20 protein-coding genes are annotated in these 20,620 nt (G+C 62.3%); 17 read left to right on the plus strand and 3 right to left on the minus strand.

Going from position 1 to position 20,620, the window contains the following annotated elements; all coding sequences use genetic code 11:
* The first annotated feature begins 1 nt into the window (after nt 1).
* The 5 genes from QMA15_RS26300 to nagB are packed head-to-tail and all read left to right on the plus strand — an operon-like array spanning nt 2 to nt 4,296.
* Nucleotides 2–931, plus strand: coding sequence for an ROK family protein (locus tag QMA15_RS26300; RefSeq protein ID WP_151531066.1), 930 nt, complete (start codon nt 2–4; stop codon nt 929–931).
* A complete protein-coding gene (locus QMA15_RS26305) occupies nt 928–1,635 on the plus strand; it encodes an N-acetylmannosamine-6-phosphate 2-epimerase (RefSeq protein WP_020968498.1) in 708 nt (235 codons plus the stop codon). Before QMA15_RS26300 ends, QMA15_RS26305 begins: the two co-directional genes overlap by 4 nt.
* A complete protein-coding gene (locus tag QMA15_RS26310) occupies nt 1,632–2,324 on the plus strand; it encodes an SGNH/GDSL hydrolase family protein (RefSeq protein ID WP_020968499.1) in 693 nt (230 codons plus the stop codon). Before QMA15_RS26305 ends, QMA15_RS26310 begins: the two co-directional genes overlap by 4 nt.
* Nucleotides 2,321–3,505 (plus strand): amidohydrolase family protein, encoded by a 1,185-nt coding sequence (locus QMA15_RS26315; RefSeq protein ID WP_279163101.1) that lies wholly within the window; start codon nt 2,321–2,323, stop codon nt 3,503–3,505. Before QMA15_RS26310 ends, QMA15_RS26315 begins: the two co-directional genes overlap by 4 nt.
* A gap of 11 nt (nt 3,506–3,516) precedes the next feature.
* Complete coding sequence (gene nagB / locus QMA15_RS26320; RefSeq protein WP_279163102.1) at nt 3,517–4,296, plus strand: glucosamine-6-phosphate deaminase; 780 nt, start codon at nt 3,517–3,519, stop codon at nt 4,294–4,296.
* 9 nt (nt 4,297–4,305) lie between these two features.
* Here nagB and QMA15_RS26325 read toward each other — a convergent pair whose 3' ends face one another.
* From QMA15_RS26325 to QMA15_RS26335, 3 genes are all read right to left on the minus strand, one after another.
* Nucleotides 4,306–5,937, minus strand: coding sequence for a long-chain-fatty-acid--CoA ligase (locus QMA15_RS26325; RefSeq protein ID WP_279163103.1), 1,632 nt, complete (start codon nt 5,935–5,937; stop codon nt 4,306–4,308).
* Between the two features lie 61 nt (nt 5,938–5,998).
* Nucleotides 5,999–7,120: an acyl-CoA dehydrogenase family protein gene (locus QMA15_RS26330; RefSeq protein ID WP_020968503.1), complete on the minus strand. Its 1,122-nt coding sequence runs from the start codon at nt 7,118–7,120 to the stop codon at nt 5,999–6,001.
* 12 nt (nt 7,121–7,132) lie between these two features.
* On the minus strand, nt 7,133–8,314 hold the full coding sequence (locus QMA15_RS26335) for an acyl-CoA dehydrogenase family protein (RefSeq protein WP_003945878.1): 1,182 nt from the start codon (nt 8,312–8,314) through the stop codon (nt 7,133–7,135).
* Nucleotides 8,315–8,579: 265 nt separating this feature from the next.
* Between QMA15_RS26335 and QMA15_RS26340 the strand changes: the two genes are divergently transcribed.
* The 12 genes from QMA15_RS26340 (at nt 8,580) to QMA15_RS26395 (ending at nt 20,523) form a co-directional block, all read left to right on the plus strand.
* Entirely contained in the window at nt 8,580–8,771 is a 192-nt protein-coding gene (locus tag QMA15_RS26340) for a ferredoxin (RefSeq protein WP_007734330.1), read from the plus strand.
* A gap of 109 nt (nt 8,772–8,880) precedes the next feature.
* Entirely contained in the window at nt 8,881–9,798 is a 918-nt protein-coding gene (locus QMA15_RS26345) for a 3-oxoacyl-ACP reductase (RefSeq protein WP_007734334.1), read from the plus strand.
* Between the two features lie 502 nt (nt 9,799–10,300).
* Nucleotides 10,301–11,065, plus strand: a complete 765-nt coding sequence (locus QMA15_RS26350; protein WP_003945687.1) for an ABC transporter permease — start codon at nt 10,301–10,303, stop codon at nt 11,063–11,065.
* A gap of 64 nt (nt 11,066–11,129) precedes the next feature.
* Nucleotides 11,130–11,981, plus strand: coding sequence for an ABC transporter permease (locus QMA15_RS26355; protein ID WP_003945759.1), 852 nt, complete (start codon nt 11,130–11,132; stop codon nt 11,979–11,981).
* An 11-nt stretch (nt 11,982–11,992) separates the two neighbouring features.
* Nucleotides 11,993–13,177 (plus strand): MCE family protein, encoded by a 1,185-nt coding sequence (locus QMA15_RS26360; protein ID WP_290287146.1) that lies wholly within the window; start codon nt 11,993–11,995, stop codon nt 13,175–13,177.
* A complete protein-coding gene (locus QMA15_RS26365; protein ID WP_019746999.1) occupies nt 13,177–14,196 on the plus strand; it encodes an MCE family protein in 1,020 nt (339 codons plus the stop codon). The genes QMA15_RS26360 and QMA15_RS26365 overlap by 1 nt, the downstream gene beginning before the upstream one ends.
* Nucleotides 14,193–15,251 carry an MCE family protein gene (locus QMA15_RS26370; RefSeq protein WP_003945728.1) on the plus strand — a complete coding sequence of 353 codons (1,059 nt, stop codon included), beginning with the start codon at nt 14,193–14,195 and terminating at the stop codon, nt 15,249–15,251. The genes QMA15_RS26365 and QMA15_RS26370 overlap by 4 nt, the downstream gene beginning before the upstream one ends.
* Complete coding sequence (locus QMA15_RS26375; RefSeq protein WP_019747000.1) at nt 15,248–16,552, plus strand: MCE family protein; 1,305 nt, start codon at nt 15,248–15,250, stop codon at nt 16,550–16,552. Before QMA15_RS26370 ends, QMA15_RS26375 begins: the two co-directional genes overlap by 4 nt.
* Entirely contained in the window at nt 16,552–17,799 is a 1,248-nt protein-coding gene (locus tag QMA15_RS26380) for an MCE family protein (protein WP_007734342.1), read from the plus strand. Before QMA15_RS26375 ends, QMA15_RS26380 begins: the two co-directional genes overlap by 1 nt.
* Entirely contained in the window at nt 17,796–19,190 is a 1,395-nt protein-coding gene (locus QMA15_RS26385; protein WP_020906318.1) for an MlaD family protein, read from the plus strand. Before QMA15_RS26380 ends, QMA15_RS26385 begins: the two co-directional genes overlap by 4 nt.
* Nucleotides 19,190–19,993, plus strand: a complete 804-nt coding sequence (locus QMA15_RS26390) for a hypothetical protein (RefSeq protein ID WP_290287147.1) — start codon at nt 19,190–19,192, stop codon at nt 19,991–19,993. The genes QMA15_RS26385 and QMA15_RS26390 overlap by 1 nt, the downstream gene beginning before the upstream one ends.
* Entirely contained in the window at nt 19,990–20,523 is a 534-nt protein-coding gene (locus QMA15_RS26395; RefSeq protein ID WP_019747004.1) for a twin-arginine translocation pathway signal, read from the plus strand. Before QMA15_RS26390 ends, QMA15_RS26395 begins: the two co-directional genes overlap by 4 nt.
* Nucleotides 20,524–20,620: the final 97 nt, after the last annotated feature.

Raw genomic sequence — 20,620 nt, forward strand, 5'->3', positions numbered from 1 at the left:
CATGACATCTGGGCAGAAGCGATGGATCGGCATCGACATCGGCGGCACCAAAGTGGCTGCCGCGGTGGTGACGTCCGACGGAGACGTGATCGACACCGTTCGTGCGGCAACACCGACGGCTGGTAGGGAGGCTGTTCTCGAGACCGCCACCGCGTTGGTCGACCGTCTGAGGGCGAATCACCCGGTAGCCGGAATCGGAGTCGGTGCACCGGGAATCATCGATCGGGTGCGTGGCCGCGTCGTCTTCGCCTCCGACATTCTGTCCGGATGGAGTGGCGCCGAGGTTCGCGGAGAACTCGAGGCGCACTCGGGTCTACCGGTGACGGTGGACAACGACGTGCGCGCGATGGCCCACGGCGAGAACATGATCGGCGCCGGTCGCGGTCGAAGCTCTGCACTGTTCGTCTCGATCGGTACTGGAATCGGTGGCGCGTTGACCGTGGGCGGACAGCTGTATCACGGCGCCCACGGAACAGCCGGCGAGCTCGCGCATCTGCTGGTTCCGGTCTCCGGGGCGATAGGTTGCGGATGCGGTAGAACCGATCACCTCGAGGCAGTCGCCTCTGGCCCGGCGATGGCGGCCGAGTACGCAGCGCGGGCGGGTGTGCCCACTCAACCGTTGCAGAAAGTGGTGGCACTCATGCGCTCCGGCGATCCGATCGCCCGTGCCGTGGTCACCGACGCCGGTACTCTGCTCGGCCGAGTCCTGGCCGGCGTCGCCACCGCATTCGATCCCGAGGTGATCGTCATCGGCGGCGGCGCAGCCCAGATCGGAGCCGACCTCTTGTCGCCGCTGACGTCCGCTTTCCGGGTGGAAGCGATGGGTCCCATTGCCGAAACCGCCATTCTTCCTGCCCGTTTGGGCACCGATGCGCCGCTCGTCGGAGCTGCGCTCCTGGCCGCCGCAACACGAATCGAGGTAACACCGTGACTGTCGAAGAACTGCTCACGATCATCAGCGGGAAGCTGATCGTGTCCTGTCAGGCCGGACACGGCCATGCCTTGCGCGACACCGGGACCATCGAGAGGATGGCCCGCGCCGCGGTCGACGGCGGTGCAGTGGCGATCCGCTGCGGCGGTGTGGGCGGAACCCCGGATGTCGCCGCAGTCGTGTCGGCAGTGAAGGTACCGGTGATCGGTTTGACGAAGATCGGCTCGGAGGGCGTGTTCATCACGCCGACAAGGGAATCAGCCCTCGAAGTCGTGGATTCGGGTGCGCAGATCGTGGCTGCCGACGCCACCCTGCGACCTCGTCCGGACGGGCTGACCTTTGCCGACACCGTCGACGCGGTCCATGATCGCGGCGGCCTCGTCATGGCCGACTGCGGAACCCTCGAGGACGGCATCGCTGCCGCCGCGGCGGGCGCCGACATCATCTCCAGCACACTGGCGGGATATACGGAGAGCAGCCGACAGCTGGCAGGTCCGGACCTGGAGCTGATCTCGGAACTGCGGCAGGCACTTCCAGATGTAGTCCTCATCGCCGAGGGGCGATACCACAGCCCGGAGGATGCGGCACGCGCCATCGCCCTGGGTGCGGACTCGGTGGTTGTGGGAACCGCAATCACGGATCCGGCGTTCATCACGTCGAAATTTGCAGCCGCAGTATCGGGCGCCGAAAGGCAGAGGGTGTGACCCCGACGTCGAAGGCTTTGAAGTCCAAGACTGCTGAACGGATTCGACTGGAGACTTTGCTCGTAGACTCGTCGACGCCGATCCGGTGGGTCTTCACCGGCGACAGCATCACTCAGGGATTGACGCACACCGACGGTCATCGAAGTTACGTCGAACACTGCGCCGAGCGCGTCCGTGGTGAACTTTCCTTGTTCAACCACGTCCTTGTCAACACCGGGGTGAGCGGCAATCGATCCTCCGATGTGCGTGCAGGTTTCGCACACCGCATCGAAGTGTTCGAACCCTCGGTGGTGTTGATCATGCTCGGTACGAATGACGCATTGAATGGCGAAGAAGGACTGGAGCGGTTTCGAGACGACCTCTCGGACATGATTTTCCGGACGCGAGCGATCGGTGCGGTGCCGATCCTGCAGACGCCGCCACCGATCGACGTCGAGAATGCGCCCACCAGAGCGGGATTGCTTCAGTACGTCGAGGTCGTGCGACAGGTTGCCGCCTCGACGCGTGTGGTGTTCGTCGACCACTACGCTCAGTGGACGGCCCATTCTCCCGAGGGCCCACCGCCGGCTCTCCTGGCTGACGCGTTCCATCCGAACGAACAAGGGCACTACGTGCTCGCGGACGCCGTGCTCCGTGAGTTGTCGATCGCGGATACCGAAGTTCCCGTTGTACCGCAGGTGATGTCGTGATACTTCGTGGACAAATTCTGCGTGGACAATTGGTGACCGGTGGTCGATTGCTGTCGGACGGGGTTGTCGAGATCGCCGGTGATCGTGTGGTGTGGGCCGGACCCGCGTCGCAGCGAACCGACCCGTTACCCGAACGGGCAGCTGCGGGAACAACGATCATTCCGGGTTTGGTGGACGTTCACTGCCACGGCGCCGGCGGATTCGGTTTCCCCGAGGCAGACGAGTTCGGATCAACCGTGGCTGCCGATCACCATCGGACGAACGGCACGACCTCGGTGATCGGCTCGCTCGTCTCCGCGCCGCCGCAGATCCTGCGCAGTCGCATCGAGCTCCTGGCAGGACTGGTGGACGAGGGCACGCTGGCCGGAATTCACCTGGAAGGTCCATTCCTTTCGGTACTTCGTTGTGGCGCCCAGGATCCCGACAGCATTCTCGACGGCGACCCGGCTCTGCTCGAGTCGCTGCTCGAAGCCGGCCGTGGGCACATTCGCTCGATGACGATCGCTCCGGAGACAGCACACTTCGACGAACTTGCCTCATTGCTGGAGCGTCACGGTGCCGTCGTGAGTATCGGACACACCGATGCGTCCAACCCGATTGCGACACGTTCGATCGCACACTCGGCGCATGCACCGCTCAGTGCCACTCACCTGTTCAACGGTATGGCTCCGATGCATCACCGTGCTCCCGGCGCAGTGGCGGCATGTCTTGCCGCGGCGGCGAAAGGACAGATGGTGGTCGAGTTGGTCGGGGACGGAGTACATCTGGCCGACGAGACGGTAGCGATGGTGTTCGATCTTGTCGGTCCGCATCAGATCGCGTTGGTCTCCGACGCGATGGCTGCCGCCGGAATGCCCGACGGCCGTTACCCACTCGGGCCTCTCGACGTCGACGTGGTCGATGGCGTGGCGCGATTGGCCGGCCAGGGGGAAACGGCCATTGCCGGCGGGACGAGTCGGTTGATGGACATAGTCCGCCGGGCGGTCAATCACGCCGGCGTCGATCTGCTTTCGGCTGTCATCGCGGCGACGGCAACGCCTGCTTCGCTGATGGGGCTGGCCGGAATGGTCGGCGACCTCTTGCCGGGTTGCCGCGCCGATCTGATCGTCACCGGTCCCGAACTCGAAACCCGCGCCGTCATGGCCGCTGGGAACTGGCTCATGAACTACACCGAAAGCTGAGGAATCAACCGATGGAAATTGTCATTGTCGACAGTGCGGAGGCGGCCGGCACCGTTGTTGCCGACATCTTCGAACACGCGGTGCATTCAGGTGCACGGACTTTGGGCCTGGCGACAGGATCTTCACCGCTCTCTGTGTACCGCGAACTCGCGCGCCGTCACCGCGAGGACGGGTTGAGTTTTGCCGGCGTGCAGGCGTTCCTGTTGGACGAATACGTCGGCCTGCCGGAAGGCCACCCGGAGTCGTATGCCCAGGTGATCCGCACCGAACTGGTGAATCACCTGGACCTGGACGCGGCAAGGGTATTCAGCCCCGACGGCACCGCGCCGGATCCATTTGCCGCCGCGGCAGCCTACGACCGGGCGATTGCGTCGAATGGTCCGGTGGACGTACAACTACTGGGCATCGGCGGCAACGGTCACATCGGTTTCAACGAACCGACGTCCTCGCTGAATTCGAGGACCCGGGTCAAGACGCTGACGGAACAGACTCGAACCGACAACGCCCGATTCTTCGAGAGTCCGGACGACGTACCACGGCATGTGATCACCCAGGGCCTCGGAACTATCTGCGAAGCAAAGCATCTGGTGATGATCGCGACCGGCGAGCACAAGGCCGCTGCGATTGCCGCTGCCGTCGAGGGGCCGCTGGCCGCGGTGTGCCCGGCATCGGTCCTCCAACTGCATCCACATGCGACGGTGGTGATCGACGATGCAGCGGCATCACAGCTTCGGCTCACCGAGTTCTACAAAACGGTGTCTGCGCACAAACCGCTTGCTCAGCGCTACTGAGATATCGGACTAGACGGGCTCTCGCGTCTTCTCGAGGCCGAGTGCCATTTCGGGAGTGAGTAATTGGAAGTCGGATTCTCCGCGCCGGCGGATCCACACCGGATCGGATGTGTTCCATCGTTCGGCGCTCTGCGTTCGAGTGACCACCTTGAACGTCGCCGTTCTAGGGAACTCACTGCACACGCGGATCAAGGTCGGCTTCTGCTTCGGCCCGAGTTCCGGCCGGGAATCGATGTATTCGGCTACGGCTGCCGGGTCGAAGTTGTCGACGTCGCCGACCGGAATCACCGACGCCATGACGCGGTCGCCGACATCGCTGTCGGGGACTGCGTACACGGACACCTGCGCGAAGCCCGGGTAACCGACGAGCGAGCGTTCGATGGGTGCGGCGCCGATGTTCTCGCCGTCCACTCGTAGCCAACCGGAACTGCGTCCCGCGAAGTAGACGTAGCCGTCGACGTCGGTGTACGCCAGATCGCCGCTCCAGTACTGGCCGTTGCGCATTCGCTCGGCGTCGGCTTCCGGGTTCTTGTAGTACCCGGCGAATGTGCCTGGGCCGGTGACGTTGACCAGTTCACCGGTTGCCTCGTCGGCATTGGTGATCCGGCCGTCAGCGTCGAAGACTGCAGGCGGGCATGGGGCTCCGGTCTCGGGATCGAGGATCTTGACTCCGTCCGGGAGAAGTCCGAGGGCGCCGGTCCTCGGCACCGGCGCCGCGGAAATCGAAATGCCGCCCTCGGTGGAACCGAACCCGTCGATGACGCGGGCATCGAAGCGCCGGATGAAGGTGGCGACGGCGGGCGCCGAACCCTCGTTGCCGTACATGATCTTCAAGGTGTTGTCCCGCTCGTTCGGCACCTCGGGGGTGGAAGCGATGAAGGACAACGGCTTTCCGACGTAGTTGGAGTACGTGATTCCGTACTTGTGAACGTCGGGCAGAAAGCCCGAAGCGGAGAACTTGCGGCGCATGGCAATTCCCGCACGAGCGTGCAGCGCGACCGTCCACGCCGCCATCATGGCGTTGGAATGGAACATGGGCATCGCCATGTAGACGACGTCGTCGGCGCCGAGCCCGAAACGATCGGCAAGCATGACTCCGGGAGAGGCCAACTTGTGGTGCGTGCACCGAACCGCTTTGGGATCACCGCTTGTTCCGGAAGTGAAAATGAGCATCAACAGATCGTCGGGCTGCGCCGTCGACGCGTAGGCCGGCGTATCGGCGAAGGGCGCCAACAATTGCGTCCAGGCCGGAGAATCCACGTTGATCACCCGGACGTCACCGAGATCGACGTCGTCGAGTAGATGTGCCTGGTTGTTCTCGGTGAAGATGACCTGACAGTCGGAGAGTTGGATGTCTCGCGCCAATGCCGGGCCGCGCCTGGTCGTGTTCAGTCCGGCAGCAACCGAACCCGAGAACGATGCTGCGCCGAGCAGTAGTGAGAATTCGGGGACGTTCTCCATCAGAAGACCGAAATGCCGGGGGCGCGTTCGATCGAGCAGCGTGTCCAGCAGCGCTGCTCGATCGAACGAGCCTTGAATGTGCTCGCGCCAGGTGATGACCTGGTCCTCGAAACGGATACCGCGGTCGTCGATCTCGCTGACTCCGAGGAGTAGATCGGAAACAGTGGGGCTCTGACTCATAGCTGCATCATCATCGATTCGTCTCGGACCAGGTCATGGATTTCCACTCGGTGGGACGCACTCAGGCAGGAACTGCGGCAAGTTCCTTGCCCAGTGCGCGAAGCTGATCTGTTGCGTTGCCGAGCAGGAACTCGTGATGCTTGGCCGCGAGGAAGTAGCGGTGAACCGGATGGTCCTCGTCCAGACCAACACCGCCGTGAACGTGAACAGCGGTGTGCCCGACGCGGTGTCCCGCATCTGCAGCCCAGAACTTGGCCGTCTGCACGGCCCCGTCGGACGGAAGTCCTTCGCTCAGACGCCACGCTGCGGCCCAGAGAGTCAGGCGCACGCCCTTGACGTCGATGTAGCCGTCGGCGAGGCGCTGGGCCACGGCCTGGAAACTACCGATCGGACGGCCGAACTGCACACGCTCGGTGGCGTATTCGGCGGTCAGCTTCAGCGCTTGATCGAGCACCCCGTACTGGTAGGCGCTGGAACCGAGCTGAATTCGTTCGACGATCCACGCCGCGATGTCGGATCCTTGGGCAACCGAGCCGAGTACACGATCGGCCGGGATCTGCACCGAATCGAACTCGACCAGGGCCGCACTCGAGAAATCCGTGGTCGATTGCCTGGTAATGCTCACGCCCGCGTCCGACGGTTCGACGAGGAAGACCGCGACACCGTCCTCGGTGATGGCAGGGACGAGGAACAGATCTGCGAGCGGAGCACTGTCGACGGTGATCTTGGCTCCGTCGATGCGCCAACCATCGGCGGTCTTCTCGGCACGCGTGATCGGGTGTGCCGGGTCGTCGTTGTATTCCTCGGCGAGGGCCGCGGTGAGTATCTTCTCACCGGCAGCGGCAGCGCTTGCCCAGTCGTCGCGCTGCTTGTCCGAGCCGAATTCGGCTATCGCTGCGGCGGACCCGACGATGGACGTCAGGAACGGAACAGCTGCGACGCCGCGGCCGAGTTCGGCCAGGATGCTGCACTGCTCGAGGACACCGAATCCGTCGCCGCCCACCGATTCCGGAAGGGCCGCGCCGAGAACGCCGGCCGAAGCCAGAGCGTTCCACAAGAGGGCGTCGAAACGGTCTTCGGCGGCGTCGAGTTCACGAAGGCGGTCGTTGGTGACCAGTTCGGTGACGACGGATCGTGTCAGTCCGGACAGGTCCTGCTGGGCCTCGGTAAGGGTGAATTCCATGATCGTTGGTCCTTATCGCTTCGATGCGGGAAGCCGCAGAGCTGTCATGCCGATGATGTCGCGTTGCACTTCGTTGGTACCGCCGCCGAACGTCAGGATCAGCGAAGAACGATGCATGCGTTCGATGCGTCCACGTAGAAGAGCGCCGGGGGAGTTCTGCCTGATCGTGGCGGAGGATCCGAGGATCTCCATCAGCAAGCGGTAAGCCTCGGTGGCGAATTCGGTACCGAACACCTTGTTGGCCGACGCCGCTTCGGGACCGGGAGCGTGATCGGTTGCGGAGGCGATTTCCCAGTTCATCAACTTCAGGTACTCGGCCTTGGCATGCACGCGAGCCAGATTGATCTGCACCCATTCCTGGTCGATCATGCGTCGGCCGTCGGGCAGCTTGGTGTTCTGTGCCCACTCGCGGACCTCACGCTGCGCGGTCAGAATCGGTCCGGCCGAGGTGAGGGCAACACGCTCGTGGTTGAGCTGATTGGTGATCAGTGCCCAGCCGCCGTGTTCCTGGCCGACTATCGACGACGCCGGGACCCGTACGTCCTGGTAGTAAGTGGCGCTGGTGTCGGGGCCGGCCATGGTGTGAACCGGGGTGTAGGAGAAGCCTTCTGCGGTGGTCGGGACGATCAGCATGCTGATTCCCTTGTGCTTCTTGGCTTCCGGATCGGTGCGGCACGCCAACCACACGTAGTCGGCGTACTGGATCAGGCTCGTCCACATCTTCTGCCCGTTGATGACGTAATCGTCACCGTCACGGACGGCCGACGTGCGCAGAGACGCCAGGTCGGTGCCGGCCTCGGGCTCGGAGTAACCGATCGCGAAGTGGAGCTCACCGCGGGAGATCTTGGGCAGGAAGAAGGCCTTCTGCTCGTCCGTCCCGAAATGCATGATTGTCGGCGCTACGGAATTGATCGTCAGGAACGGCACGGGCGCACCGGCAATGGCAGCTTCGTCGGTGAAGATCAGCTGGTCCATCGCGGAGCGTTCCTGTCCGCCGTACTCTTTCGGCCAACCCAGCGTGAGCCAGCCGTCCTGGCCCATCTGCGCGACGACTTCGCGGTACACATTGCCTTCGCCGTACTCACCCGTCGTGGCAGCGAGTGCTTCACGCCGCTCGGGAGTCATCAGTTGTGCGAAGTAGGCACGCAACTCCTCCTGGAGCTGTTGCTGCTCAGGGGTGTAGGTGATGTGCATGGTTACCTCTCCATAGAGATACGAATCAAAGCGCCAACCATTCGATTGACACAGGTTCTATCGATGCGTACATCGGCGACAAGGGACGCTCTCGCCGTCTCCGGCGGATCGTTCGACGTCCGTTCTCGGTACTTTTTCGAATCATTGCACACGACTGAAACAGGTTCTAGTGTTATCGCCAGGAACGGTGTGCGGCACAGCCCTGCGGCACTCGTTTCGTATCCGTGTTCGTGCCAGTAGTAGTGAGTAGAGAAGAGGAATCGCCATGGAGGTCAGGGTTGATCTGGACCGTTGCGAGGCAAACGGTGTGTGCGTGGGGATCGCCCCCGATATTTTCGACCTCGATGACAACGAGGAGCTCGTGATCAGTTCCGTGCGTCCGCCGGAGGATCGCTGGGAAGATGTCCGTTCGGCAATCGCTCAGTGCCCGCGTGCGGCGCTGACCGAACATCCGTGACGATGGTTGCCCAAAACAAGAACACGTTCTAAAGTTGCGAACTCGTGGGTCACGGCAATCGAGCCGGGTAACTCGACACACGACCGCAGAGAACCGGGAGAGCGCTTCGATGAATGCTGTGAACAGCCCAGAAACCAGTCTCGAAGGCAAGGTCGCCATCGTGACCGGTGCCGGATCGGGGCTCGGAAAGTTCGAGGCCATCGGTCTGGCGAAGGCCGGTGCGTCGTTGGTCGTCAACGATCTGGCCCCGAACGAGGCCGTCGAAGCAACGCTCGAGGAGATCCGCGGTCTCGGCGCCAAAGTCGAATTCGTGGCAGGCAACGTCGGTGAGCGTTCTACCGCCGACGCACTGATGGAAGCAGCGCAGGGACAGTTCGGCAGCGTCGACATCGTCGTCAACAATGCCGGCGTCGTACGCGACCGGATGCTGTTCAACATGTCCGACGAAGACTGGGATCTGGTCCTCGAAGTTCATCTTCGCGGCCATTTCCTCCTGTGCCGCAACGCCGCTGCCTACTGGCGGGCGAAATCCAAGGAAGCCGGGGCGCCGGTGTACGGGCGCATCGTCAACACTTCTTCGGAGGCGGGCCTTCTCGGACCGGAAGGGCAGCCCAACTACGGCGCTGCAAAAGCCGGAATCACGGCGCTGACGTTGTCGGCCGCACGTGGGCTCTCGCGCTATGGCGTTCGGGCCAACGCGATCTGCCCGCGGGCACGGACGTCGATGACCGAAGGTGTGTTCGGTGACGCGCCGGCCGACGGCATCGATCCGCTCTCGCCCGAGCATGTGGCATCGCTCGTCTCGTACCTGGCGTCACCGGCGGCCGACGCCGTCAACGGTCAGGTATTCGTGGTGTACGGACCGATGGTTGCGCTGATGGCGGCGCCCGTCGTCGAGCAGCGGTTCGACGCCGAGGGAGATTCCTGGTCGCCGGAAACGCTGTCCGCGGTGATGGGTGACTACTTCGCTGACCGTGACCCGGCAAAGATGTTCTCGGCATCGGCGGCCCTGCGCGCGTTGGGCTGATCGACGGGTCTGATTCTCAGGTGCGCGACACGTAGAACCGTTGTTCACACTTAGACGGTCTACGTGTCCACTTCCTGGTAGAAATAGCGTGTTCACGAGTCGGTGGGCGCGGCACTCTGCTTGCGTTCCACAACGAGACCAATGGTCTCGAAAAAACTAGACTGTGTTCCAATTTTGCATTCCTGTGAACGATGCGATATTCGATCGACGTGGCCGGTCAAGGCTGGCGCGGTAGCAGGGTCTCGATCCGGCGCCGATAAGTGCTGATCATTCAAAAGTATTAATTTCCAGTATATTTCGGCGAAATTCGCACCAAAAAGGGATGCTTCCCATGGCCCGAACCTTCGGGTTTCGGATCGTCGCCGTGAGGCTACTTCTTAGAGTTGGACACTTGTTTTTGACAGGTGAACACGTTCTAGTTAATATGACCTGAGTCACAAGCTGTCGGGGGCTGGACTATGAGAACAGACAGTACTGCGGCAACCAAGGACGAGGAGGGCGAATGGTAGACCTCGTCGAGGTGCCATTACGAGCGGTCGGTGGCTTCTTTCAGATGTCCGCCCAAACCTTGAGGGCAGTCTTCTCCCGCCCCTTCCAGCGTCAAGAGTTCATCGATCAGGCCTGGTTCGTGGCGCGAGTCTCGATGGTGCCGACGGTGCTGGTCGCAATCCCGTTCACGGTGCTGGTCAGCTTCACCATCAACATTCTCTTGCGCGAGATCGGTGCAGCCGACCTCAGTGGTGCCGGAGCTGCGCTCGGTACCGTCACACAGGTCGGCCCCATCGTCACCGTGCTGATCGTCGCCGGCGCCGGCGCAACCGCCATCTGCGCGGACCTCTCGGCCAGAACCATTCGCGAAGAGATCGACGCCATGAAGGTGCTCGGTATCAATCCGATCCACCGGTTGGTCGTTCCCCGGGTGCTCGCGTCGACGGGAGTGGCGCTGCTCCTCAACGGACTGGTCTGCACCATCGGCATCCTCGGCGGTTTCGTCTTTTCCGTGTTCATCCAGGACGTGAATCCCGGCGCCTTCGTCAACGGCATCACACTGCTCACCGGATTCGGTGAGCTCATGCTCTCCATGGTCAAAGCAGGACTGTTCGGCATGATCGCCGGCCTGGTTGCGGCCTACCTCGGACTCAACGTCAAGGGCGGCGCCAAGAGCGTCGGTGACGCGGTCAACCAGACCGTCGTGTTCGCGTTCATGGCGCTCTTCGTCGTCAATGTGCTCATCACGACCATCGGTATCAAGTTGACGGCCGGATGAGGCACACGGCAGTCGGAGAGATCGAAGTGAACAGAACGACGAACGACGGACGGGAGGAGATCTGATGGCGTTGGCCGCAGCGGGACGCTTCCCGCGCACACGTCGACAGATCGGCTCGATCTCTCGCAGTATCGACAGCATCGGTGATCAAGCGCTGTTCTTCGCGAAGGCTCTCGGTCACGCTCCCAAGGCGCTGATGCGCTATCCGCGTGAAACTCTGCGACTGATCGCCGAGATCAGCATGGGCACCGGTGCGCTCGCCGTCATCGGTGGCACCGTCGTGATCGTCGGATTCCTGACGCTGTTCACCGGTGGCACCATCGCCGTTCAGGGCTACAGCTCGCTGGGCAACATCGGTGTCGAAGCACTCACGGGCTTCTTCGCCGCCTTCATCAACGTTCGCATCGCAGCGCCGGTCATCGCCGGAATCGGCCTCGCCGCGACCATCGGCGCCGGCTCCACCGCGCAGCTCGGTGCGATGCGCGTCTCCGAAGAGATCGACGCCCTGGAGACGATGGCGATCCCGTCGATTCCGTATCTGGTCAGCACCCGCGTCATGGCCGGCATGATCGCGATCATCCCGCTGTACTCACTGGCGGTGATCGCGTCGTTCGTCGCCAGCCGCTTTGCGACGGTGTTCCTCTACAACCAGTCCGGCGGCGTGTACGACCACTACTTCACGACCTTCCTGATACCCACGGACATACTGTGGTCGTTCGCCCAGGCGATAGTCATGGCGCTGGCCGTCATGCTCATCCACACCTACTACGGCTTCAACGCAACCGGTGGCCCGGTCGGCGTCGGTGTCGCGGTGGGTAACGCAGTGCGCGCCTCGTTGATCGCGGTCGTCACGGTCACCCTGCTCATCTCACTCGCCATCTACGGCGGGTCCGGCAACTTCAACCTGTCGGGATAGGCGGGCAAGCGATGACCGTACCCAGATGGCACAAGAAGTTGGCCGCAGCCGGCCTGGTCCTCGGACTCGTGGCGATCGTCGCCGTTGCTCTCACCATGTTCTCGGGTGGGTTCACCAAGAGCACGCCCATCACCGTGACGTCCGCGCGTGCCGGCCTGGTCATGGAACCGAACGCCAAGGTGAAGCTGCGCGGAGTGCAGGTCGGCCGCGTCGAATCGATCTCCCTCGTCGGCGACCAGGCAAACCTGAAGTTGGCGATGGATCCGGGCCAGATGTCGAAGATTCCGTCGAACGCCCGGGTGGAAATCAAGACCACCACGGTGTTCGGTGCGAAGTACGTCAACATCGTGATTCCCGACGATCCGTCGACCCAGCCGATCCAGGAGGGTGCTGTCATCGCCTCGGACAGCGTCACCGTCGAGTTCAACAGTGTCTTCGAACATCTTTCGGACGTGCTCGCGAAGATCGAACCGGAAAAGCTCAACGCCACACTCGGCGCGATCTCCACTGCGCTCAACGGGCGCGGCGAGTCGCTGGGTGAGGTTCTCGAGCTCGGTGACACCTATCTGAAGAAGATGAATCCGGTTCTGCCGCAGCTTCAGGAAGACTTGGTCGGCGCCGCCGATGTCACCAACCTGTACGCCGATGTGGCACCGGATCTGATGCGCATCCTCGACAATGCCACCGCGACAAGCGGATCGATCGTGGCCGAGCAGGCAAACCTCGACTTGCTGTTGCTCAACGTCACCGGCCTCGCGGACACCGGCAACGCGTTGTTGACCGACAACGAGCAGAACCTGACCACCGCCCTCGACACTCTGACCGCGACGACGACCCTGCTCGACAAGTACTCGTCGGGTCTGACGTGCTTCATCGTCGGGTTGAACGACGGCCGGATCAAGTTCGAGCCGCTGGCAGGCACCGGGGACAAAGCGGCACTGATGCTGAGCGCGAGCTTCATGTACGGCGCCGAGGCGTACCAGAACCCGCAATCTCTCCCCAAGGTCGCGGCCTCCGGTGGACCCAATTGTTATGGTCTGCCCGAATTCGATCCGAAGGTCGACGGGCATGCCCCGTTCGCAGTCACCAACACCGGCAACGTGCCTTTCGTTCCCAACACCGAACTGCGCGTCACCGTGCCGACCATTTTCCAGTATCTCTTCGGTGACTCCTACGAGCAGGAAGACGGGAAGTGATGAGACCGACCACGGTCAAGCTGCTGATTTTCACCGTCGTCATGGCGGTCATCTTCGCCGGACTGGCGATCGTCTTCAGTCAGGTGCGCTTCAGCAGTAGCAACGGATTTCACGCCACCTTCTCGGACGTCTCGGGACTCAAGTCCGGCGACAAGGTACGTATCGCCGGTGTTCCGGTCGGGTCGGTCACCGGAGTGTCCATCGGTGACTCCAACCAGGCCGAGGTCGAGTTCGACGTCGATACCAAGTACTCGCTGATGAAGAGCACTAAAGCGACTGTGCGCTACGAGAACCTGGTGGGCGACCGTTACATGGAACTTCTCGAGGGCGCAGGTTCCACCGAGACGCTTTCGTCAGGTGGATCGATTCCAGTCGACCAGACGTCGCCCGCTCTCGATCTGGATCTGCTGCTCGGCGGATTCAAGCCGCTGCTTCGCTCTCTCGACCCCCAGCAGGTCAACGACCTCTCCGGGGCCCTGCTCCAGGTGCTCCAGGGCCAGGGTGGAACATTGGTTTCGCTTCTGGGAAACACCAGTTCGTTCACCAGCACGTTGGCGGACCGAGATCAGCTGATCGGGGACGTCATCACCAACCTCAACGACGTACTCGGCACGATCAACGACAAGGGTGATCAGTTCTCCACCACGATCGATCAGCTCCAGCAGTTGGTCAGTGGATTGGCGAAGGACAGTGGCCCGATCGGTAATTCGATCACCGAGATCGCCGGCGCCACCGGAGATCTCGCATCGCTGCTGCAGGCGACACGTCCGGACATCCAGACCCTGATCGGGGAGACCAACCGAACGATGACGCAGCTGGACCTGGGCAAGGACGACATCAACACCGCTCTCGGTCGTCTGCCGTCCGACTACCGGAAGCTGATCCGAGTGGGCACGTACGGAGCGTTCTTCCAGTTCTATCTGTGCGCCAACACTTTCAAGTTCTCCGGACCTGACGGAACGACGATCATCTTGCCCACGGCAGTGCAGGACACGGGAAGGTGCGCAAAAGTCTCATGACCCCTACCCGTGAACGCAATCCGGTACAGATCGGTGTCATCGGTCTCGTCCTGGCGGTGGCAACCGTGGGTGCCGCGCTTCAATACGATCAACTCCAGTTCATCAACGGCGGCATTCGCTACTCGGCGTACTTCCAGGATGCCGGCGGCCTGGTCACAGGCGACGACGTCACCATGGCCGGCGTGAAGGTCGGCAAGGTCAGCGACGTCGAACTCGACGACCAGAAGGTGCTGGTCACCTTCACCGTTCAAGACGGTGTCGCCCTGGGCGAGCAGACCGCGGCCGACATCAAGACCAACACGGTTCTCGGCCGAAAGTCGTTGGCTGTGCGGCCGGAAGGATCCGGACTGCTGCGCACGGACACGCCGATTCCGGTGGAACGCACCAACTCCCCGTACTCGCTCAACGACGCTCTGGGTGACCTCGGTACCACGGTGTCCGAACTCGACACGGAACAGATCAACGATTCGCTCAACGCGATCTCGGACACGCTGGCCGATACTCCGCCCGAACTGCGCACCGCGTTGGACGGAATGACGCGGCTTTCGCAGAGCATCAACTCACGCGACGAGAGCCTGCTCCAATTGCTCTCGCGGGCCGAAGATGTCACCAAGATCCTCTCCGACAGAAGTGGTCAGATCGATTCGTTGCTGGTTGACGGCAACAAGCTGTTTGCCGAACTCAGCTTGCGGCGTGACGCGATCAGCGAACTGATCGTCAACACCGGCGCAGTCTCACGTCAACTGTCAGCGCTTGTGCAGGAGAACGAGGCTCAGATGGGGCCGACGCTCGAGAAGCTGAATTCGGTCGCCGAGGTTCTTCAGCAGAACAAGGACAACATCGCCGGGGCGCTCGACGGCCTCGGACCGTACATCACCGCGCTCGGCGAGACCGTGGCCAGCGGCCCGTTCTTCGATGCCTTCATCATCAACATTCTGCCGAGTAACTGGTGGAAGACCTTGGTGGACACCAGCGTCGCGCCCGAGCAGGTTCCGGGCGACCTGGAAGACTTCTTCCCCGGCATTCCACCGACGATCAGGGGGCCGGGAGAATGACCGAGACCATGACTTCACAGGATTCACAGGGCTCCACCAACCCACGCAAGAAGTGGGTGCTGATCGGAGCGGGAGTGCTGGTCGCGCTGCTCGTGGCGGGTGCGGCCTACCTCTTCATCCCTGGCCTGGGCAAGACCAAGATCTCCGCGCACTTCGTCTCGACGACAGGTCTCTACGAGGGCGACGTCGTGCGAGTGCTCGGTGTCAACGTCGGCAAGGTGACGAAGATCGAACCGCGTGATCGGGACACGTACGTCGAGATGAAGATCGACTCGAGCGTCGACGTTCCGGCAGATGCCAAGGCGCTCATCGTTGCTCAAAGCCTCGTGTCCGCACGCTTCGTGCAATTGACCCCCGTGTACTCCGGCGGGGAACAGATGCCCAACGGCGGCGAGATCCCGATCGAGCGCACCGCCGTTCCGGTGGAGTGGGACGAGATCAAGACCGAACTGACCAAACTGTCGGACGCCCTCGGACCGGAGGGTCTGGACGATCAGGGTTCCCTCGGCCGATTCATCGACACCGTCGGAACGAACCTCGACGGTAACGGTGAGTCCATTCGGTCGACGCTGCGCGAACTCTCGGCCACGATGCACACGCTGTCCGAAGGCCGGACCGATTTGTTCTCCACCATTCGGAACCTGCAGGCGTTTGTCACTGCCTTGTCCTCGAGCAACGAGCAGATCGTGCAGTTCAGCGGTCACCTCGCTTCGGTGACAAGCGTTCTCGCAAGCAGCTCCGACGAGTTGGGCACCGCCCTCAGCGATCTCGACCTGGCGGTGGGCGACGTTCAGCGGTTCGTCAAGGACAACAGCGAGGGACTGAGCGAATCGGTCGCGCGTCTGGCCGATGCCACCCAGGTACTGACTGACAAGCGCCCGGAGATCGAGCAGGTTCTGCACTCCGGACCGACGTCGCTTGCCAACTTCTATCAGATCTACAAACCGGCTCAGGGCAGCATGACCGGCGCAATTGCACTGAGTAACTTCAAGAATCCAATCCAGTGGATCTGTGGTTCCATCGAAGGCATCGACAGTGGTAACTCCCAGAACAGTGCCGACCTGTGTAAGCAGTACCTCGGGCCGGTGCTCAGCACGATGATCGGCAACTACCCCGGATTCCTGTTCAACCCGGTCGCGGGCGTGCAGGCTTTCCCGGATCAGATCGTCTACACCGAACCGGGATTGGAAGCGGCAAGTCAGAATCAGCCGGAAACCGTCGCAGGACCGATGTCAGGTGCTCCCATGACGAGTGTTCCCAAGGATCTCGCCGAACTCTTCAACATGGGCGGAGGGAACTGATGCGGGTAGCTCGCAAGACCACGGTTGCCGTGTTGGCCACGGCAGTGGCACTCGGCGCCAGCGGTTGTGAATGGAACGGTCTCAACTCTGTGCCGATGCCAGGAACTCAGGGCCGGGGCGAAGGCGCATACGAGGTCCAGATCGAGATGCCGAACGTGACTACGCTGTCGCAGAATTCGCCCGTCCGGGTGGATGACGTTGCAGTGGGAAGCGTTTCGAACATCGAGGTTCAGGGTTGGCACGCTCTGGTGACGGTGTCGCTGAATCCCGAGGTTCAGTTGCCTGCCAATGCGACGGCAAAAATCGGCCAGACCAGCTTGCTCGGCTCTCAGCACATCGAGTTGGCGCCGCCGGTTGGAGAAGAGCCCGAGGGCCGACTCGAAGCCGGTGACCTGATTCCGATCGAGCGGGCGGGCGCTTACCCGACGACGGAACAGACGCTGTCGTCGCTGTCCGTTGTTCTCAACGGCGGCGGTCTCGCTCAGGTTCAGGACATCACGAAGGAACTCAACGCCGCTCTCGGTGGGCGTGAAGATTCCGTTCGAGACCTCCTACCTCAGCTCGATCAGCTGGTCGGAAGTCTGGACAAGCAACGAGGCGACATCGTTTCGGCGATGGAAGGACTCGATCGACTGTCCTCGACCGTCCAGGCACAGCACGACACCTTGAACAAAGCGCTCGAAGGTATTCCGCCGGCACTCGAGATTCTTGTCGCTCAGCGTCAGGACATCACCAACGCGTTGACCTCCCTCGGTGGTCTCAGCGAGGTGGCGAGCCGTGTCATCCAGGAGAGCGGCGACGATTTCGCGACCAACGTTCGGGCCCTTTCGCCGACTTTGAAGGCCTTGGCGGATTCGGGTAACGCTCTCACTCAGGTTCTCGGAGTCCTCTTGACGTTCCCGTTCCCACAGAACGGAATCGACAACGTCATCCGCGGTGACTACGCCAACTTGGCGATGACCATCGACATCTCGCTGCCCCGACTCGACGCGAACTTCCTCACCGGAACTCCGTTGGCGGGAACGCTCTCCGGACCGGAGGGGGTGTTGGGTAAGCAGGCCGGGCTCGCCGGGCAGACTGGCAATCCGTTGAGCGATCCGCTCAAGCCTGCCGCACCGCCGGCCCAGGCTCCTGCCGGACAGGCTCCCGCTGCGCAGGCCCCGGCAGCGGATCCGAATACCATTCAGATTCCGGGACTTCCGCCGATCAACATTCCAGGACTTCCTCAGGGGGCACCGGCACCATGATGCTCACAAAGTTCGTCCGTATCCAGCTCATCATCTTCGCCGTCTTGACGGTTGTCGGTTTGATCGTGATGGCCACTCAGTACGTGCGTGTTCCGGCGATGGTCGGTATCGGCCGTTACGACGTCACTGTCGAATTGCCCGCCACCGGCGGGCTGTACAAGAACTCGAACGTCACCTACCGCGGTCAGACCATCGGTGTCGTGAACGCGGTGGAGCTCTCGGAGACGGGTGTAAATGCGCGACTGTCTCTCGAGAGTGGCGTCAAGGTTCCGTCGGACGTCGATGCTGCGGTCAAGAGTGTGTCGGCGATCGGCGAGCAGTTCGTCGATCTGATTCCGCACACCGACAGCTCCGGAGCGATCGTGGTCGACGGACATCTGGAAAACGGATCGGTGATTCCCGAAGACCGAACCAGCATTCCGCAGGATGTCGGCGCGATGCTCGATCAGGCAGATCTGTTGCTGCAGAGCATTTCCGACACCAAGCTCAAGACCGTCATCGACGAATCCTTCAAGGCGTTCAACGGTGCCGGCCCGGATCTGCAGAAGCTGATCGACTCGGCTCGGCTGTTCGTCGAGGAGGCGAACAACAACTCCGACGCGACCAAGACGCTGATCGAGCAGGCCGGTCCACTCCTGGACACTCAGGTGGTCAGCAGCGACGCCATCCGTTCCTGGACAAGCAATCTGGTGACGTTCACCGACCAGCTCCGAGCCAGCGACCCTGATCTGCGTGCCGTCATCCAGAAGGGGCCGGCCGCAGCGGCGGAGGCGAATGCTCTTCTGCAAGACATGCAGCCGACATTGCCGATTCTTCTGGCGAACCTCGTGTCCGTCGGACAGGTCGGCGTGATCTACAACAACGCGATCGAGCAGATTCTGGTCATCTACCCGCCGCTGGCCGCAGCGCTGGTCACGGTGGCAGGCTCCGGCCCGGCTGCGGATGGTGCACTGGTGGACTTCCACATGGAGGTCAACGACCCGCCGCCGTGCACTACAGGATTCCTGCCCGCAGAGCAGTGGCGCAGTCCGAAGGACGAATCACCGATCGAGACGCCGTCGGATCTCTTCTGCCAGGTTGCCCAGGATTCGCCGATCGCCGTGCGCGGCGCGAGAAACCTTCCCTGCGAGGAGTATCCGGGACGTCGTGCGCCGACGGTCGAACAGTGCCGTTCCGGCTACGTACCGATGGGCACGAACCCGCAATCCGGGCCTCCGGAACCGATTACCGCGACCCCGAGCTCGTACACGTCGACGCCTTCGGTCTCGGCTCGTCGGTACGATCCGATTACAGGCACGTACATCGGGCCGGACGGAAGGACGTACTCGCAACCGAACCTCGGTGGCGGCGACGTCAGTCTCGAACAGTTCATGAAGGGTCAGCAGGGTTGATGACAGACGAAGATCCACAGGCCGGGCAGCGGGTGCGCCGTCGCGCGTCCCGCAGCGCCGGACCCACGGGTGCGGATGCAGACGCTGCCGCGGTAGTAGTGCCCACCGAAAAGAAGTCGGCCGAACAGAAGCCAGCCGAGCAGAAGGCGACTGAGCAGAGGGTGGCTGAGCAGAAGGCGGCGGCGCCAGTTGCTTTGGGCAAGCCCGATACTCCACCTGAGAAGGTCGTCAGCGGTGATCAGGTCGCGACCAAGGCTGAGCAGGCCGGCACCGCCGAAACCCCCGCAGAAACTGCTGTGGACACCCCTGTTCGTTCGAAGCCCAAGGCCGGGTTGGTAGTCGGGATCGCCGTTGCTTCGGTGATCGCTGTTGCTCTTGCGGCCCTGACGGTGTTTCTTCTCGTCGACCGGAACAAGGCGTCCAATGCCGACGAGGACCGAGCCCGCTACGTGGCCGGTGCCCGGACCACCGCACTGAATCTGACGACACTGCACGCGGATACAGCGGCTGCCGACCTCGACAAGTTCCTCGCCGGCACCACCGACGAGTTCAAGTCGCAGTTCGACGGACGCAAGGATTCGTTTGTCAACGTCCTCGGGCAGGCCGGAGTTCAGACCGACGGCGAGGTACTCGAAGCCGGGTTCGAGAAGTCCGACGGCGATTGCGGGACTTCATTGGTCGCGGTGCGTGCGATGCAGAAGAACGGCGACGAAGCGCCCGCTGAACGCAACTACCGACTCCGAATCACCATGTGCGACGTCGACGGGCAGTTGCTTGCCTCGAATGTGGAGTTTGTGCCATGACCCCAGAAGTAATCCCCGAGACGTCCAAGCCCAAGCGCGTCTCACCGCTCGCCATCGTTCTGTGCGTCATCAGTGCAGTGGCCATCGCGTTGGCGGCAGTGTCGGCGTATCTCTACTTCGGTCCGGGTGGAACGCGTGACATCGCGGCGATCGATCAGACCAGAGACGAAGTGGCACAGGCCTCTTCCGATCAGGCGGTTGCGATGTTCCAGTACGACTACAACAACGTCGACCAGCAGTTGCACGCGGCCACAGACGGTTTGACGGGCGATTTCCAGGGCACGTTCACCAACCTGATCGAATCGGTGATCATTCCGGGAGCCAAGGAAAAGTCGCTGACCGTTCAGGTAGTCGTCCAGGGCGCCGCGGTTCTCGACGCCGAGGCGGACAGCGCGACGACGATGCTGTTCCTCAATCAGATCACCACGTCTTCGGAATCACCCGAAGCCGTCGCCAGTGGTAGTCGCGTCAAGATGAGTCTGGAGAAGCAGGACGGGCGTTGGCTCGTGAACAACGTCCAACCCTTCTGATCGATCACCTGAAACAGGCTGGGGTCGATCACCTGAAACAGGCTGGGGTCGATCACCTGAAACAGGCTGGGGCCGCGGAGATTCACTCTCCGCGGCC

This window comes from Rhodococcus sp. APC 3903, from assembly GCF_030407755.1.
Lineage (GTDB): Bacteria > Actinomycetota > Actinomycetes > Mycobacteriales > Mycobacteriaceae > Rhodococcus_F > Rhodococcus_F erythropolis.